Raw genomic sequence first — 15565 nt, 5'->3', positions numbered from 1 at the left:
CTGTCCTCCTTAAAAAGTTAATCCCGACTGTCTCTCAATGCTCTTCAAATCGCGAACCCCCATATCCTTGACTGGATGCCGGAGCGTCACCTTTCCAGGCTTCGTTGGGTGCTTGAACTGATGATGATCTCCAACACAGTTGACCTCAACCCATCCATCCGCCAGAAGCATTCTGAGGATATCTCTTGAAGAGTAACTTTTCATATCCATCCTCCGCCTCTATATTACCACGTACTTTACTACGTATCAACAAAATCGTTTCATGTCAATTCAAACCTCCCGTATATGCTCAAATTGCTCTCGATACTGACGCATAAGCGTGGGCAGTACGAAGGAGAACTGGACGGGGTCGTCCACTGTGGCAAGTGCTGCGCGGCGTGCGAGCAGCAGGAGATCCATGTCGGCGAGCACATCCGCAATCCTCAGGTCGCCGAGACCATGCTGCATCGCTCCAAAGAACTGTCCCGGCCCTCTCAGGCGCAGATCCTCTTCGGCGAGCTGAAAGCCGTCGTTTGTCCGTTCAATGATCTGCAGTCGTTCCTGCGAGGAGGCACTGCGTCCCGCGATCAAAATACAGTAAGAGGCATGAGAGCCGCGTCCGACGCGCCCGCGCAGCTGATGCAGCTGCGCAAGCCCAAAGCGCTCCGCATGCTCCACGACAAGAATGCTCGCGTTCGGCACGTTCACACCGACCTCAATCACCGTCGTCGAGACGAGCAGCTTGATCTTGTTCGCATAGAAGCCCTCCATCACCGCCTCTTTTTCTGCGGACTTCATGCGCCCGTGCAGCAGTCCGCAGGAAATGCCGTGAAAGATGCCGTGCGCAAGTTCCTCGTAAACCTCCTCCACCGACGGCAGATCGCCCTCCTCACTTGCCTCAATCAGCGGGCAGACGACATACGCCTGCCGTCCACTCTCAATTTCTTTGCGAACAAAGGCATAAATTTTTTCGCGCGCTGTCTCATCGCGCAGGAATGTACGAATGGGTCTGCGTCCCGGCGGCATATTCTCAATGCGCGAGACATCGAGATCGCCGTAGACCGTGAGCGTCATCGTACGCGGGATCGGCGTCGCCGTCATGACAAGCACATCGGGCGTCACGGCACTCTTTTTCTCAAGTGCCGAGCGCTGTGCAACGCCGAAGCGGTGCTGTTCGTCCGTCACCACCAGCCCGAGTGCATCAAACCCGACGTACTCCTGAATCAGCGCGTGCGTGCCGACAACAATATCCACCTCATGCGCCGCAAGCGCCGCCGCCATCGCTGTGCGCTCTTTCTTCGAGAGGTGCCCCGTGAGAAAGCCCACGCGCACGCCGAGCGGCGTGAGCAGCCCCGACAGGTAGTCGTAATGCTGATGCGCAAGGATCTCCGTCGGTGCCATCAACGCCCCCTGACAGCCCCTTTCCACCGTCTTGACAAGGGCGAGCAGGGCGATTGCCGTCTTGCCTGAGCCAACGTCGCCCTGCACGAGACGGCGCATCGGGAGCGGCGACTCCATATCGCGTGCGATCTCCTTCCACACCTTTTTCTGATCCTCTGTCAGATCAAACGGCAGCGCTGCAAGCACCTGCACGACAAGATCGCCATTCGCACGATGCGCGATTCCCTCCTGTTCCTCCGCCGTGCGCTTCTTGAGTGCGAGCAGACCGCATTGGATGAGATAAAGTTCCTCGAACGCAAGCCGCCGCCGCGCCGCGCGCAGCTCCTCCTCCCGTTTGGGAAAGTGAATATGGTGAAACGCAGCCGCACGCCCGACGAGGCGATACTCCTCGCGAATGCGCTGCGGCAGCGTCTCTGAGAGTTCCCCCTCCGCCTGCGTAAGCGCATACGCCACCATCTGCCGCAGCTGCTTCTGCGTCAGCCCCTCCGTCGCTCCATAGATGGGCAGAATGCCAAGATGTGCGTCCACCGTTTCATGTGCGCCGAGCATCTCAAACGACGAGATATTGGAAATGGCAAGCTGCCCGCCGCCGTTATAGGCATACTCCGCCTTACCCGTGAGGAAAATACGCTGACCCTCACGCAGCTTCGCCTTCAGGAAGCGCTGGTTGAACCAAAGCGCCTGCACATAGCCCGTCCCATCGCCGACCAGTGCCGTCAGCACGGTAAAGCCGCGCCGCCGCGTCTGCTTTTCCGTCACCGACTGAATGACACCGAGCACCGTCGCGCGTTCACCGGCACGCAGCCGGGCTATCGGCGTTGTGCGGCTCTGATCCTCGTAGGCACGCGGGTAGTAGGTCAGGAGATCGTACACCGTCTGAATGCCAAGGCGCATAAACGCCGCCGCCTTCTTTACGCCGACGCCGCGCACCTTGCTGATGCTGTCCGAGAGATTCATCGCGCCTCCTCCCCATGATGAAAAAAGCTGCCGCATAAGCGGCAGCTTCCTCCGTGCTACAGATACAGTTTAGAGCTGCGGCCCCGCCGAAACGAGTGCCTTGCCCTCCTCTTTGCCCTCATACTTCTTGAAGTTCTTGATGAAGCGTGCAGCAAGATCCTTTGCCTTCTCATCCCACTCCATGCGGCTTGCATACGTGTCGCGCGGATCGAGAATCTTCGGATCGACCCCCGGCAGCTCCGTCGGAACCTCGAAGTCAAAATACGGAATCTTCTTCGTCGGGGCGCTGTCGATCGAACCGTCCTGAATCGCGTGGATGATGCCGCGCGTATCCTGAATGGAGATGCGCTTTCCGGTGCCGTTCCAGCCCGTGTTCACGAGATAGGCACGCGAGCCGTGCTCCTCCATCTTGCGAACCAGCTCCTCCGCATACTTCGTCGGATGCAGTTCGAGGAACGCCTGACCAAAGCACGCCGAGAACGTCGGGGTCGGCTCCGTGATGCCGCGCTCCGTGCCCGCGAGCTTCGAGGTAAAGCCCGAGAGGAAGTAGTACTTCGTCTGCTCCGGCGTCAGGATCGAAACCGGCGGCAGAACGCCGAACGCATCCGCCGAAAGGAAGATGACGTGCTTTGCATGCGGACCTGCGGACTTTTCCGCGACATGACCGAGCACAATATTCTCAATGTGATTGATCGGATACGAGACGCGCGTATTCTCCGTCACGCTCTTATCCGCAAAGTCTACATGACCGGCGAGATCGACCGTAACGTTCTCAAGCAGCGCGTTGCGGCGGATCGCCTGATAGATATCCGGCTCAGCCTCAGGGTCGAGGTTGATGACCTTCGCGTAGCAGCCGCCCTCGTAGTTGAAGACACCCTCGTCGTCCCAGCCGTGCTCGTCGTCGCCAATGAGGAGACGTGCGCTGTCGGTCGAGAGCGTCGTCTTGCCCGTACCCGAGAGACCAAAGAACAGCGTCGTGTTCTGCCCCTGCTTGTCCGTATTTGCGGAGCAGTGCATGGAGGCGATGCCCTTGAGCGGGAGATAATAGTTCATCATCGAGAAGATGCCCTTCTTCATCTCGCCGCCGTACCACGTGTTGACGATGACCTGCTCACGGCTCGTGAGGTTGAACATGACCGCCGTCTCGGAGTTGAGTCCGAGATCGCCGAAGTGCATGACGCGCGCCTTTGCAGCATTGTAGACCACAAAGTCCGGCTTGAAATCCTTCAGTTCTGCTTCCGTCGGGCGGATGAACATATTCGTGACGAAATGTGCCTGCCACGGCACCTCCACGATGAAGCGCACCGCCATGCGCGTATTGACGTTCGCACCGCAGAACGCATCCACGACAAAGAGGCGCTTGTTGCACAGCTCGCGAATGGCGATATCGCGTACAGCGTTCCACGCCTTCTGCGTTGCACGGTGGTTGTCGTTCTTGTACTCGTCGGATGTCCACCAGACCGTATCGTGTGAAGTCTCATCATCGACGATGTACTTGTCCTTCGGGGAACGTCCCGTATAGATGCCCGTCATGACGTTGACGGCATCCTTCATCTCCGTCACCTGACCGCGCTCGTACCCCTCCAGGTCTGGGCGCAGCTCCTCGCGGAACAGCTGGTCGTAGCTCGGATTGTGAACAATTTCCGTTGTTCCCGTAATACCGTACTGTGTCAGATCAATCGTTGCCATAATGTACCTCTTTCCCCAAAATATCTTTTGGTTGTACTTGATGCGGGGCGAAATCCGCCTCGGTATCATACCCAATGATCGTACTTTGTGAAAATTCTCCACATAATGCAAGAATCCTTCTTTGTTATGAAAAAAATTTATTGTTTACTTATTTTTTCTTATGTACGGGCAAACGCCAGAACCATCTCCGCCATGCCGGTCTTTTCGCAGCCCCCCTCGTGGAGTACCTTCGCATCATGCAGGGCGGCAAGGCGCGTGGGAACAGCCATCCTGCTCCTCTCCTGCAAGAGCGTCATCTGCGTGAACGCGTCCGATCCCGCCGTCTGCGCACCAAGCGCATGAAGCACACTCGCGGCGAATTTATACGGACTTGCCGTCGAGAGGACAATCATCGGGCGCGTGTCCCCCGTCTCGCTCCGATAGCCTTCCGCCGCACGATAGGCAACCGCCGTATGTGTATCAAGCGTATAGCCCGTGCGTCCGTACACCGTACGGATCTCCTCCTCCGTTGCCGCGTCGTCCGCACATGCCGCCCAGAACACGTCCTTTAGTTTGGGGAGAAGCGCACTTGCATCATATTTTCCTGCCACAGCGAGCTCCTTCATCCACGCGGCAACCTGTGCCTTGTCCTCGGTCAGATGATAGAGCAGTCGTTCAAGATTGCTTGAGACGAGAATGTCCATCGACGGTGACAGCGTCTGATAGAAGTCGCGCGCACGGTCATAGATGCCCGTCTGCAGAAAGTCCGTCAGCACATTGTTCGCATTCGAGGCACAGACGAGCTTCCCGACGGGCAGCCCCATGCGCTTTGCATAGTAACCTGCGAGGATGTTGCCGAAGTTCCCCGTCGGCACGGTGAAGTTCACCGCATCGCCCGCCGCAATTTTTCCCTCCGCAAGAAGATCAGCGTATGCGCTGAAGTAGTAGACGATCTGCGGCACGAGACGTCCCCAGTTGATCGAGTTCGCCGACGAGAGCTTCGTATGGAGCGCAGCAAGCTCCGCTGCCATCGCCGCATCGCCGAAGATCTCCTTCACGCCGCGCTGCGCATCGTCGAAGTTCCCGCGCACCGCTACAACGGAGACATTTGCGCCCGTCTGCGTCACCATCTGCAGTCGCTGAATCGGGCTGACACCGCCATCGGGGTAGAACACCATGATGCGGATGCCATCGGCATCGGCGAAGCCTTCGAGTGCAGCTTTCCCGGTATCGCCCGAAGTCGCAACAAGAATGAGAATGGTATCCTGCTCCCCCGTCTTTTTCCGCGCCGTACTCATCAGCTGCGGCAGGAGCTGCAGTGCCATATCCTTGAACGCGCTCGTCGGGCCGTGCCAGAGTTCGAGCACCTCAAGTTCCCCAACCGTCCGAACGGGCGCGCGCCGCACATCGTCAAACGTATGACTGTAGGCGCGGCTGACACAGCCCTGCAGTTCCTCCTCCGTATAATCCGTAAGAAAGAGGCGGAGAATACGCTCAGCACGTTCCTCGTATGAGAGGGGTGCAAGCGCCTCGATCTCCGAGAGCGAGACCTGCGGAAATGCCGCGGGCACATAGAGACCGCCATCCGAGGCAAGCCCCTTGAGAATTGCCTCCGCCGAGGAAACGCGTTCCGTCGCGCCGCGCGTGCTGAAATAATTCATTGTATACATCCTTTCATTTGGGCATGGGGATTCTTCTGTGCTATACTAATATCCGTACGCAAAAACGGCAGATCAACGCACAAGTGGTACTGCTGTCGCCGCCGCCGCACGGATGAGGTCAGCGGGCGCAAGGGAGAGCTGTTCCCCGCGTCGCCCCGCACTCACGCACACGTGCTCATGATGCAGGATACTCTCGTCGCAGTAGACGGGATACGGCTTCTTTGCACCAAGCGGCGAGCAGCCGCCGCGCACATAGCCCGTGAGGTCAAAGACCTCCTTCAAATGAACCATCTCTGCGCGCTTGTTGCCGCTTGCAGCCGCCGCAGCCTTGAGATCCAGTTCCCCCGCCCCTGGAACGACCGCCATAAAGACGCCCGTGCGGTCGCCGCGCACAACAAGCGTCTTGTAGATGCGCTCCAAGGGGATGCCGGTCACCTCCGCCACATGCGCCGCCGAAAGATCACGCTCATCGACGGGATAGGTCAAAAGCTCATAGGGAATGCCGAGGCGATCCAACATACGTGCCGCATTTGTCTTTGGCGTTTTCTTCTTCGTCATATTACTCACCACCTTGGATTATACCATTGAGATGGAATAAAAATCAAACGCTATTGCATTTGGGAAGGAAGCATCATTATGAAAATTGCACTCATATCCATGGAAGTCGTTCCGGGACGCCCCGACCGCAACGCCGCAGCGATGCGCGCAAAGATCGCGGAGGCAAAGGCAGCAGGCGCGGAGCTTGTCCTCTTCCCCGCACTCAGTCTCTCGGGTCTCTTCCTCGGCGGCGTGTGGAAACAGCCCGCATTCCTGCGCGACTGCGCCGCTTATGCCGAGGAGATTGCCGCAGCGGCAGAGGGTGTCACCGTGGTCTTTGGCAACGCTGCACAGGCAGACAGTTGCACAGGCGTTTGCCGCACGCTCGTCGAAGCACGGGACGGTGTACTCACGGAAGTCATGCGCACGCCGCTGCACGGCACGGGGAATCACTTTGCCCCGCTGCTCTATGAACTGTCCGGCGAGAACATCATCCTCGCCGCAGATGCGAGTCCCTTCCCCATTTGCTTTGGCGCATCCACCCTTGCCAAGACGGCACGCGAAAAGCACAAAAACATCTTCTACATCAATACGCTTGGACTTCAGGACAAGGGCAAGACCGTATACACATTCCCCGGCAGAGCACATGTATTCAACGCGAACGGCGAGCGCGTCCTCATCTCCCCCGCCTATCAGGAGAGCATCACGCTCGTCGACACGGAGCAGATGCCCGCCCCTCTGCCACAGACGGCAGAAGCGCCGATTGCACCGATTCATCGTATGCTGCGCTACGCCGTGCAGAAATTCCTCGCACGCATCCGCATGGAGCGCGTTGTCATCGGCATCTCGGGCGGCATTGACTCCGCCGTCGCCGCCGCCCTCTACGTGGACGCGATCGGCGCAGAAAACGTCCTGCTGGTCAATATGCCGAGCCGCTTCAACTCCGCGACAACAAAAGGGCTTGCGGCGCAGCTCGCCGAAAATCTTGGCTGCCGCCACACAATCGTCCCCATCGAAGAGAGCGTCGCACATACCGTCACGCAGCTGACCGAAGTGCCCATCATGGGAAAAGCGGCGGCGAAGGGCGAACATCTCACGATTTCCTCGTTTGTCCGTGAGAATATGCAGGCGCGTGACCGCAGCGGGCGCGTCCTCGCCACCGTCGCCGCCGCATGGGGCGCAGGCTTTACCTGCAACGCGAACAAGGCAGAGTCCACCGTCGGCTACGCGACCCTCTACGGCGATCAGGCGGGCTTCCTCTCCGCGCTCGCCGACCTCTGGAAGTATCAGGTCTATGATCTCGCACGCTATCTGAATGATACCGTCTACGGACGCGAAGTCATTCCGCAGGGCATCATCGACATCGTGCCGAGCGCGGAGCTGTCCGATGCGCAGAACGTGGACGAGGGCAAGGGCGATCCCATCCGCTACCTCTATCATGATTACCTCTTCCGTGCCTTTGCCGAGGAGAACTGCATCCCTGAGGATATCCTCACGCATTATGCGGACGGCGACCTTGAGAAGTTCATCGGCTGTGCGAACGGTCTTGTCGCAGAATATTTCCCCACGGCGGCAGACTTTATCTCCGACCTGGAGCGTTGGTGGGGACTCTATACGGGCATGGCGGTCGCCAAGCGCATCCAGTCGCCGCCGCTGCTGTCTGTCAGCGGGCGCGCGTACGGCAGCGACCATCCCGAGTCTCAGATTGGTGCGTATGAGACAATTCGTTATCGCGCACTGAAGGCAAAGCTGCTCGGGAAATAATTTTTTGAAACATATGGGCGTCCCTGTGTATTCGTGCAGGGACGCCTTTCATTTACAAAAATTTTATTGACTCAAACTTCGCACATCAAAAACGTTCCACAGACCTTGAAAACACGGACTTTATGCCAATGAAAATACTCTCTTTATGCACATTTTCGTAGTTGGTCGTAGAGACGGGCGAGAAGCTCCACCTTCTTGGAACGGGCGCGATGGCAGATGGAATCGTCGAGGATGAGCACGTTGATGCGATCCGCCTGAGTCAGGGGAGCGAGCAATGGATGTCGCTCATGCTGTTTTATTTGCCAAGACGATAGATATTTCAAGGGTTACAGCAGATTATTCATCTGCGAAGTTTGAGTTTGTTACTCCTCGTTATTCTAGCGGTTCTCTTAACAAGAAATTAACCGCCCCTCGTCCCTGACGTGTGGCGGTTAATTCCTAAAACATATAGGGGCACTGATCGTCTGCCGGCAGTACCTTTTCTGTGCTTATTGTAGAGCGTTTCCGTCCCTGCGTCAACACCCTGCTGCGCCTTTCATCGGTGCAGGCTGCGCCCCTGCGTCAGCGTATCTTTTGCAGGAAGAGTTCCATGCCTTCGGTAACGTAAGGCGCAATGTGGTTAGACCCATCCCAATAGTAGCCGTAACCGCCCTTCGTCCAAATGCCGGTTTGAGCCTCATAACCAATATCTTGTACTTCCAATCTGCCGCCTGAGAGGAATCGACGGTGCGAATATGGTTTTTCACCATATTCAAACTCAGGCTCATACATGGTAAATATCCCTGTCGCAGTATCGTAGCTGAACGCGATCCATTCCGAGCTGTCATTTGCGTTGATGACCATGTAGCGCGCGGGAACGGCGGGGCTTGCCTGCGGGGCGCTCGCCTGCTTTTTCGTCTTGCGCACGACGAATGAGATATACTCGCCATTGGCATCACCGCCGAGCACCCACGATTCTCCTTGGTCGAGGAGGTCCTTCATGCTATCGAACATCCTTATTACATTCAAGATATACTCAGGCAGGGTCCTTTCCCCGATACCCTGGATATAGGCAACATGGGCGCTGCGGTCTTCCTGCCACTCATAGATCGCGTCATAGGCGCTGTTCTCGGGGATGAGCTGCTCTACCCGCACATCGCCCGGCTCCCACCCCTTCCATGATAAAATTGTCCACCGCTCGATGGGGCCCCCATCATCGTAGAGGGTGAGCACGCCTGTTTTCTCGTCGTAGTCAAACGACCGGTTCCATCGGCCTGCCTCCTGCGTCGGGTCGACGATTTCATAGGTGCCCTGTTCGGGCTCCGGCGTCACGAGGACAAGTCCGCCGCCGCTCTCGCCGTTCGGTTTCGCGTAGCGCTTGAGGATATAGGTACTGCTCTGAAAATCGCCCCAACGCGAGCTCGTAAAGCGCGTCTCCCCGATGTCCCCGTTATAGAGCGCGGCGGAGGCAGGCTCCACCTGAGCCAGCAGGAATAGGGCGGCAAACAGCAGCGCCGCCGTGCAGGTCTTCATCATCGCGATTGGATGTCTCATTTCCGTTCAGCTCCTTATCACTTTGCTTTCTGAATGGTAAAGGTATGCGATTTCCCATCCGGCATATCGGCGGTGACGCTGATATCCTCCATGCTGTAGTTGCCGAGCCCGTTGATAGGGCCGTGAAACTTGATCAACGCCTGTATGATATATGCAGGCAATGTTTTCGGGCCTTTTCCTTCATAAAGGACTGGTATTTCATAGACCCCGCTGTAGGATTTGTTCTCCGGACGCAGCTCCTCCACGGTCACGCGGTTGTTCCAATAGTCGCTGAAATCCAGCCGCCGCACTGCGCCCTTATCGTCATACAGCGTAATTATCTGCGTGGACGTGTCGTAATCAAATGACCGATTCCATTCGGACGGCGACACCTCGTCCACGATGTTATAGGCGCCGTGTTTCGGCGCGGCGGAGGCGGTGCCGCCCTGCGCGAGCAGCAGCGCGCCGACGAGCAGCAGTGCCGCCATGCAGACCTTAAAAAAGTTCATCGTTTCATTCTTCATAGTGAATCGTCTCCTTTTTAGATTGATGTTCTACCGTATAACGCTCTAGCTGAACGACGCGCCTCTTTTTCCCAAAAAGGTACAGCTCCAGCAGCCCCGCAGCATGCGCCATCAGTATGGCAGAAAAAACCGTGACCGCCGTTTCCTGTGTACTGTCTGCTGCCGGCGCTGCGGGCGATGGCGCCGCCGTATAGACACAGGCAAAAAACAGCAGGAACACAAATACAATGACACCCGCCCATAACTTGGCCATTACCCCCTCTCCTACACGGGCAAAGCGTATTAAATAGAGCGTCACAAGCGACAGCAGCGCATTGCTCTCGATATTCCATAGATTCTCATTGGGCGCAACCGCAACGGTGATACAAAGAGCAGCGTAAACAACAGAAAGAATCCCCAAAAGGATATAAAAAGGTTTGCGCTCTTCTTGCGGTACCCATTTCACCGTATAGAACAATAAAACGAGCACCACAACGGCAAACGCTATGATCGGGGGCCCCCACGTGTTTATAGCACTCACGGAATCATCCCTTCATCCATCAGCGTTATCTTCTCCCCCTTTTGATGCGCGAGCAGCGCGCGCAGGACATAGGCGGCTTCCCCCGTGTAGGTCATCGTGCTGTACTTGCGCGCGCCGAGTTTTCGTGCGACAACCTTTGGCGTCATGTCCGGCGTCGTGACAAATGCCGCCCCGCTGTCATTCGCCTGCTCAATCGGAACGACATTCCGGTCGCGGTAGTCATACGCGAAGTCTTCGCTCGGCGGTTTACTCAGATAGATACAGCGATACTCTCCCGTCTTCGCATTGTAGTGAAAATCGTAGAGTCCCTGATAGAGGTGCGGCTCAAGCCCCTCGCCGACGCGTCCGATGACACGGCCGCCCAGTACGTGATAGTGCGTGATATCCCCCTCAGACCAGATGTCAATGTCGTCTACATCCATGACGACGTTGTAGCCCGTCACGGGGCGCTGTTCATCCCCCGCGAGGAGATAGTACCCTACCTTCACGTAGTGCTGCGCCGACGCGGTGCCCGCACTCGCCCCCAGCGCGACGCACAGGACGGCGCAAAGCACAATCGCAAAACTCCATACACGTTGTCTCATAGAAATCCTCCTTGAACGAAATCCAATATACTGTAGACATAGATATTATTTTTCCCCCCCCGCGGATTTTCCTGCCAATTCTAAAAATATTTTTCAAAATGATATAGGAATCGCTGATAAAATGAAGTCTGTCAGATTGGTACAGATTTTTCGCCCTGTCAAGGAGACAAACCGGACGCATAGCAAGGGCTATGTGGAGGATTTGTCGACACAGAGAGGGCGGAAAAGATGTGCCAAGATGGCAGTGCTGAATTTATCAGTGCTTCCTATAAAACTCCGCACAAAAAAGCCGCACACGTAAAACGCATGCGGCGGCTCTATCCTAATGCCTTATTTACTCAAACTTCGCACATCAAAAACGTTCCACGGATTATTCATCTGCGAAGCTTGAGTTATTGAGAAATTTTATCATTTACAAGATTTAATTTTTGTGCTATTCTCAGTACAAATGAAAGGATGGTGTTTTCATGAACATCAAGAAAAATTATTTCAAACTGCTGCTCACCCTCGCACTTGCCCTGACGGCACTGGTCGCTGTCGGCTGCGGTGGAGGCGGCAATGCCGATAAGGCAGCAGACACAAAGAAGACGGTCACAGTCACGACCTCGTTTTTGCAGGATATGACAAAGCAGCTCGCGGGCGACTATGTGAACGTCGAGCTGATTATCCCTGCCGGTGAGGATCCGCATCTCTACGTCGCGCAGCCCGCCGACCTCGAAAAGATCAAGAAAGCGGATCTCCTCCTCTATCATGGTCTGCACTTCGAGGGCAAGATGGCGGAGGTGCTTGAGAAGAAGGGCGTCGCCGTCACGAAAGACTTTGCGGATGCGAACATCAACTATATGGAAGAGGACGGCAAAAAGATTGTCGATCCGCATTTCTGGTTCGATGTCGCTCTCTACAAACAGGCGACGGAGGCGGCGGCAGCACAGCTCATCAAACTCGTTCCCGCGCACGAGAAGGAAATTCAGGAAAATCTGAAGAAATACCTTGCCGAACTCGATGCACTCGATGCGGAGATCAAGGAAAAGATCGCACAGATCCCCGAGGGACAGCGGAACCTCGTCACGCCGCACGATGCGTTCAACTATTTCTCGCACCGCTACCATGTGAATGTCATTGCGCCGCAGGGTGTCAGCACGGACTCCGAGGTTGCAAATGCGGATATTGAGAAGACAGCGAACTACATTGTAGAGCACAAGGTCAAGGCGGTGTTCGCCGAGAGCACGACGAATCCCGAGCGCATGAAGAAGCTGCAGGAGGTCTGCAGGACAAAGGGCTTCGATGTGGAGATTGTCGGCGGCGAGGGCAATGAACTCTTCTCCGACTCGCTTGCACCAGAGGGACAGAAGGGCGATACGTATATCACAATGTACCGCAGCAATGTCGATCTGATCGTTTCACATTTGAAGTAGTCCCGCCTTAGGTGAAAAGCTTCCCCCGTCAAAACGGGGGAAGTGGCGAGCACAGCGAGCCGAAAGGGGCGCTTGGAACGATCAGCAGCAACATTTACATAAGGGAAGATACTATGGGAAGCACTGATAAATTCAGCCGCGCCACCTTGGCGTATCTTTTTCGCCCTGTCATTGTCGACAAATCCTCCACATAGCTTTTGCTATGCGTCCGGTTTGTCTCCTCGACAGGACAAAAAATCTGCACCAATCTGACGGACTTCATTTTATCAGTGATTCCTATGAGCGAGGTGATACTCAATGCAACAAAACAGCGTCATACACGTCGAAGATTTAACAATGGCATACCGCGAAACACCTGTGCTCTGGGACATCGACCTCGATATCCCGGAGCACGTGCGCTGCGCAATCGTAGGGCCGAACGGCGCGGGCAAGTCCACCCTGCTGCGGGGCATCCTCGGACTCCTGAAGCCCGTGTCGGGTGCGGTGCAGCTCTGGGGAAAGCCGCTCTCCGCCGTGCACAAGCAGATCGCCTACGTGCCGCAACGCGGCTCGGTGCACTGGGACTTCCCGACGACCGTCTTTGATGTCGTACTCATGGGGCGCTATGCCCATCTCGGACTCGTACGCCGCCCCGGCAAGGAGGATCGCGCACTTGCGATGGACGCCCTCGAAAAGATGAAGATGGCGGACTTCGCCGACCGCCAGATCTCAGAGCTGTCGGGCGGACAGAAGCAGCGTGTCTTTATCGCGCGTGCGCTCGCACAGGATGCGCAGCTCTATATCATGGACGAACCGCTTGCGGGCGTCGATGAGACGACGGAGCGCATCATCATGGACAAATTCATCGACTTGCAGAAAGAGAAACGCACCGTCATCGCCGTGCATCACGACCTCAGCACACTCGATTCCTATTTTGACTATCTCGTCGTGCTCAACCGCACAGTGAAGGCATGCGACTATCTCAGCAATCTCGACAAGGAGGCGGCGCTTGCGCTTGCCTACCGGCTCAAGGAGTGACGACGATGGACATTCTGATGAACTACACCTTTCAGATCGTCGCGCTCGGCAGCGTCATCCTCGCCGTCGCTGCTGCTCCCATCGGCGCATTCAGCGTCTACAAGGGGCAAAGCCTGATCGGCGACGCGATCGGACACTCAACCTTCCCCGGCATCATTCTCGCCTACATGGCGTTCGCGACGCGCAGCCCCGTCGTCCTTCTCCTAGGCGCAATCGCTGCGGGCGCGGCAAGCTACACACTCATCCAGCTCGCACACAGGGATAAGCGCCTCGGACTCGACGCAAATCTCGCCATCTTCCTCTCGGGCTTCTTCGGTCTCGGCATGGCGCTCAAGAGTTTTATTCAGGGCAATCCCGATTACGCAGGTGCCTCACAGGCAGGACTCGGCACATACATCTTCGGTCAGGCGGCATACATGCTTGAGGCGGACGTGCAGCTCATCTGCATTGTCTCCACCGTCGTCCTCTTCCTGCTCCTGCTCTTTTACAAAGAGCTGAAACTCTTCGTCTTTGACGCAGAGTATGCGGAGGTCGTTGGGCTGCCCTGCCGGCTGCTGAACATCCTGCTGCTCATCATGACGATTGCCGTCATCGGCATCGGGATCAAAGCGGTGGGCGCAATCCTCATCAGCTCCTTTCTCATCATCCCCTGCGTGGCGGCAAATCAATGGTCGAACAGCCTCTCGCGCGTCCTCCTCCTGAGCAGCCTGATCGGTGCGGTCTCCGCACTCGTCGGCACATACATCAGCACACTTGAGCAGGGCATGTCGACAGGACCCTCCATCATTCTTGTCGCCTCGCTGATTGCCTTTTTCTCGATTTTGTTCGGGACGAAGGGGATTCTCGGCAGGACACTCAAACGGAGGCAGGAACATGGATGACGCACTTCTCGTACTTCTCCTGACGGCGGCGGCGTGCGCGCCGCTCGGCGTCTTTCTCATCCTGCGCCGCCTCTCCATGATGGCGGATGCGATCAGTCACACGGTACTGCTCGGCATCGTGCTCGCGTTTTTCCTCACGCATGACCTCGGCTCGCCGTGGCTGCTCTTCGGCGCGGCGCTGATGGGTGTGATCACGGTATCGCTGGTCGAACTCCTCGGCAAGACCAGTCTCGTCAAATACGACGATGCCATCGGCGTCATCTTCCCGCTCCTCTTTGCGCTCGCTGTCATTCTCATCAGCAAATATGCGGGCAACGCCCACCTCGATACCGATATGGTGCTGATGGGCGAGGTCATCTACGCGGGGCTGAACACGGTGGAGATCGGCGGCGTGGAGATTGCCGCCTCCGCACTCAAGATGGGCGGGTTGATTGCGGTCATCGCTGCGTTTATCACCATATTCTACAAGGAACTCAAGGTCTCCACATTTGACGGCGAGTACGCGCGTCTCATCGGTATCCCGACGGGCATCTTCTTCTATGCCTTTATGTCGCTGACCTCGCTCACCACGGTTGCAGCATTCGACGCGGTCGGCGCAATTCTCGTCATTTCATTCTTTATTGCGCCCGGAGCGACGGCACTGCTCTTTACAAAGCATCTGTCGCACACCCTGCTGCTCGCGCTGCTCATCAGCATTGTAAACTCGGTCATTGGCTATGCGCTCGCCGTGCATATGAACGCCTCGATTGCCGGGCTCTGCGCCGTCATGAACATGCTCGTCTACGTGCTCGCCCTGCTCACAAGCCCCAAGGGCGCGATCACGTCCTACATCCGCCGCCTGCAGAGCATCCGGCAGATGCAGCGCGACCTCTTCCTCCTCCATATCGGCAGACATACCGCCGAGAACATGGAGAGTGCGGAGAACCATATGGATGAGATCGCCGACCATCTGAAATGGAACGAGTCGAAGGTGCGCCGCGTCAGCCGCGAACTGATCGACCGTCATCTCCTCCACCGCGAGGGCAGCTACTACCTGCTCACCGATGCGGGCATAGCGCAGTACGCGGCGCTGTGCAAGCGGTACTATATCTGAAAAAAAGCAATGAAAAGACCGTTGGACGAAGCAGATTCGCCAACGGTCTTTT

Annotated in this window: 17 protein-coding genes; 7 read left to right on the top strand and 10 right to left on the bottom strand. The window is 56.6% G+C overall.

Translation table 11 applies throughout. The features are described from left to right. Window positions 1-9 precede the first annotated feature (9 nt). From C8273_RS05035 to ybaK, 5 genes are all read right to left on the bottom strand, one after another. Window positions 10-204 (bottom strand): type II toxin-antitoxin system HicA family toxin, encoded by a 195-nt coding sequence (locus C8273_RS05035; protein WP_106626665.1) that lies wholly within the window; start codon window positions 202-204, stop codon window positions 10-12. A gap of 66 nt (window positions 205-270) precedes the next feature. Beyond that, window positions 271-2337 (bottom strand): ATP-dependent DNA helicase RecG, encoded by a 2067-nt coding sequence (recG, locus tag C8273_RS05030; protein WP_106626664.1) that lies wholly within the window; start codon window positions 2335-2337, stop codon window positions 271-273. Window positions 2338-2406: 69 nt separating this feature from the next. Further along, window positions 2407-4026, bottom strand: a complete 1620-nt coding sequence (pckA, locus tag C8273_RS05025; protein WP_106626663.1) for a phosphoenolpyruvate carboxykinase (ATP) — start codon at window positions 4024-4026, stop codon at window positions 2407-2409. A gap of 158 nt (window positions 4027-4184) precedes the next feature. Continuing rightward, window positions 4185-5675 carry a threonine synthase gene (gene thrC / locus C8273_RS05020; protein ID WP_199821001.1) on the bottom strand — a complete coding sequence of 497 codons (1491 nt, stop codon included), beginning with the start codon at window positions 5673-5675 and terminating at the stop codon, window positions 4185-4187. Between the two features lie 63 nt (window positions 5676-5738). Further along, complete coding sequence (gene ybaK, locus C8273_RS05015) at window positions 5739-6224, bottom strand: Cys-tRNA(Pro) deacylase (protein ID WP_106626661.1); 486 nt, start codon at window positions 6222-6224, stop codon at window positions 5739-5741. A gap of 78 nt (window positions 6225-6302) precedes the next feature. Between ybaK and nadE the strand changes: the two genes are divergently transcribed. Together nadE and C8273_RS12635 are read left to right on the top strand one after the other, a co-directional pair. Further along, a complete protein-coding gene (gene nadE, locus C8273_RS05010; protein ID WP_106626660.1) occupies window positions 6303-7967 on the top strand; it encodes an NAD(+) synthase in 1665 nt (554 codons plus the stop codon). Window positions 7968-8128: 161 nt separating this feature from the next. After that, complete coding sequence (locus C8273_RS12635) at window positions 8129-8281, top strand: hypothetical protein (RefSeq protein ID WP_159060737.1); 153 nt, start codon at window positions 8129-8131, stop codon at window positions 8279-8281. Between the two features lie 247 nt (window positions 8282-8528). Here C8273_RS12635 and C8273_RS05000 read toward each other — a convergent pair whose 3' ends face one another. Genes C8273_RS05000 through C8273_RS04985 form a run of 4 tightly spaced genes read right to left on the bottom strand, consistent with a single transcriptional unit; the run spans window position 8529 to window position 11107 of the window. Beyond that, window positions 8529-9500 (bottom strand): hypothetical protein, encoded by a 972-nt coding sequence (locus tag C8273_RS05000; RefSeq protein ID WP_106626659.1) that lies wholly within the window; start codon window positions 9498-9500, stop codon window positions 8529-8531. 17 nt (window positions 9501-9517) lie between these two features. Next, window positions 9518-10003, bottom strand: coding sequence for a hypothetical protein (locus tag C8273_RS04995; protein WP_106626658.1), 486 nt, complete (start codon window positions 10001-10003; stop codon window positions 9518-9520). Beyond that, entirely contained in the window at window positions 9993-10523 is a 531-nt protein-coding gene (locus C8273_RS04990; RefSeq protein WP_106626657.1) for a hypothetical protein, read from the bottom strand. The genes C8273_RS04995 and C8273_RS04990 overlap by 11 nt, the downstream gene beginning before the upstream one ends. Continuing rightward, window positions 10520-11107 (bottom strand): hypothetical protein, encoded by a 588-nt coding sequence (locus C8273_RS04985; RefSeq protein WP_106626656.1) that lies wholly within the window; start codon window positions 11105-11107, stop codon window positions 10520-10522. Before C8273_RS04985 ends, C8273_RS04990 begins: the two co-directional genes overlap by 4 nt. 121 nt (window positions 11108-11228) lie before the next feature. On the opposite strand from C8273_RS04985, the gene C8273_RS13075 reads away from it, so the two are divergent. Both C8273_RS13075 and C8273_RS04975 read left to right on the top strand, forming a co-directional pair. After that, window positions 11229-11408, top strand: coding sequence for a secretion protein HlyD (locus tag C8273_RS13075; RefSeq protein WP_106626655.1), 180 nt, complete (start codon window positions 11229-11231; stop codon window positions 11406-11408). A 166-nt stretch (window positions 11409-11574) separates the two neighbouring features. After that, on the top strand, window positions 11575-12522 hold the full coding sequence (locus C8273_RS04975; protein ID WP_106626654.1) for a metal ABC transporter solute-binding protein, Zn/Mn family: 948 nt from the start codon (window positions 11575-11577) through the stop codon (window positions 12520-12522). Window positions 12523-12616: 94 nt separating this feature from the next. Here the strand turns inward: C8273_RS04975 and C8273_RS13070 are convergent, their stop codons facing one another. Next, window positions 12617-12784, bottom strand: a complete 168-nt coding sequence (locus C8273_RS13070; RefSeq protein ID WP_234343839.1) for a secretion protein HlyD — start codon at window positions 12782-12784, stop codon at window positions 12617-12619. Window positions 12785-12819: 35 nt separating this feature from the next. Between C8273_RS13070 and C8273_RS04965 the strand changes: the two genes are divergently transcribed. The 3 genes from C8273_RS04965 to C8273_RS04955 are packed head-to-tail and all read left to right on the top strand — an operon-like array spanning window position 12820 to window position 15513. Then, complete coding sequence (locus C8273_RS04965; RefSeq protein WP_106626653.1) at window positions 12820-13539, top strand: metal ABC transporter ATP-binding protein; 720 nt, start codon at window positions 12820-12822, stop codon at window positions 13537-13539. Between the two features lie 5 nt (window positions 13540-13544). Continuing rightward, on the top strand, window positions 13545-14420 hold the full coding sequence (locus C8273_RS04960; RefSeq protein WP_106626843.1) for a metal ABC transporter permease: 876 nt from the start codon (window positions 13545-13547) through the stop codon (window positions 14418-14420). Continuing rightward, a complete protein-coding gene (locus C8273_RS04955; RefSeq protein WP_106626652.1) occupies window positions 14413-15513 on the top strand; it encodes a metal ABC transporter permease in 1101 nt (366 codons plus the stop codon). The genes C8273_RS04960 and C8273_RS04955 overlap by 8 nt, the downstream gene beginning before the upstream one ends. Window positions 15514-15565: the final 52 nt, after the last annotated feature.

This window comes from Candidatus Centipeda massiliensis, assembly GCF_900290285.1.
Taxonomy (GTDB): Bacteria; Bacillota; Negativicutes; order Selenomonadales; family Selenomonadaceae; genus Centipeda; species Centipeda massiliensis.
Note: the sequence above shows the minus strand (reverse complement) of the source record. Positions and strands in the feature narration are given on the sequence as shown.

Coding starts and splice junctions, on each gene's coding strand:
- C8273_RS05000 (WP_106626659.1), bottom strand. CDS start 9,500: ATGAGACATCCAATCGCGATGATGAAGACCTGCACGGCGGCGCTGCTG.
- C8273_RS04955 (WP_106626652.1), top strand. CDS start 14,413: ATGGATGACGCACTTCTCGTACTTCTCCTGACGGCGGCGGCGTGCGCG.
- C8273_RS04995 (WP_106626658.1), bottom strand. CDS start 10,003: ATGAAGAATGAAACGATGAACTTTTTTAAGGTCTGCATGGCGGCACTG.
- C8273_RS04960 (WP_106626843.1), top strand. CDS start 13,545: ATGGACATTCTGATGAACTACACCTTTCAGATCGTCGCGCTCGGCAGC.
- C8273_RS13075 (WP_106626655.1), top strand. CDS start 11,229: ATGAAGTCTGTCAGATTGGTACAGATTTTTCGCCCTGTCAAGGAGACA.
- C8273_RS04975 (WP_106626654.1), top strand. CDS start 11,575: ATGAACATCAAGAAAAATTATTTCAAACTGCTGCTCACCCTCGCACTT.
- nadE (WP_106626660.1), top strand. CDS start 6,303: ATGAAAATTGCACTCATATCCATGGAAGTCGTTCCGGGACGCCCCGAC.
- recG (WP_106626664.1), bottom strand. CDS start 2,337: ATGAATCTCTCGGACAGCATCAGCAAGGTGCGCGGCGTCGGCGTAAAG.
- C8273_RS04965 (WP_106626653.1), top strand. CDS start 12,820: ATGCAACAAAACAGCGTCATACACGTCGAAGATTTAACAATGGCATAC.
- pckA (WP_106626663.1), bottom strand. CDS start 4,026: ATGGCAACGATTGATCTGACACAGTACGGTATTACGGGAACAACGGAA.
- thrC (WP_199821001.1), bottom strand. CDS start 5,675: ATGTATACAATGAATTATTTCAGCACGCGCGGCGCGACGGAACGCGTT.
- ybaK (WP_106626661.1), bottom strand. CDS start 6,224: ATGACGAAGAAGAAAACGCCAAAGACAAATGCGGCACGTATGTTGGAT.
- C8273_RS05035 (WP_106626665.1), bottom strand. CDS start 204: ATGAAAAGTTACTCTTCAAGAGATATCCTCAGAATGCTTCTGGCGGAT.
- C8273_RS04985 (WP_106626656.1), bottom strand. CDS start 11,107: ATGAGACAACGTGTATGGAGTTTTGCGATTGTGCTTTGCGCCGTCCTG.
- C8273_RS13070 (WP_234343839.1), bottom strand. CDS start 12,784: ATGAAGTCCGTCAGATTGGTGCAGATTTTTTGTCCTGTCGAGGAGACA.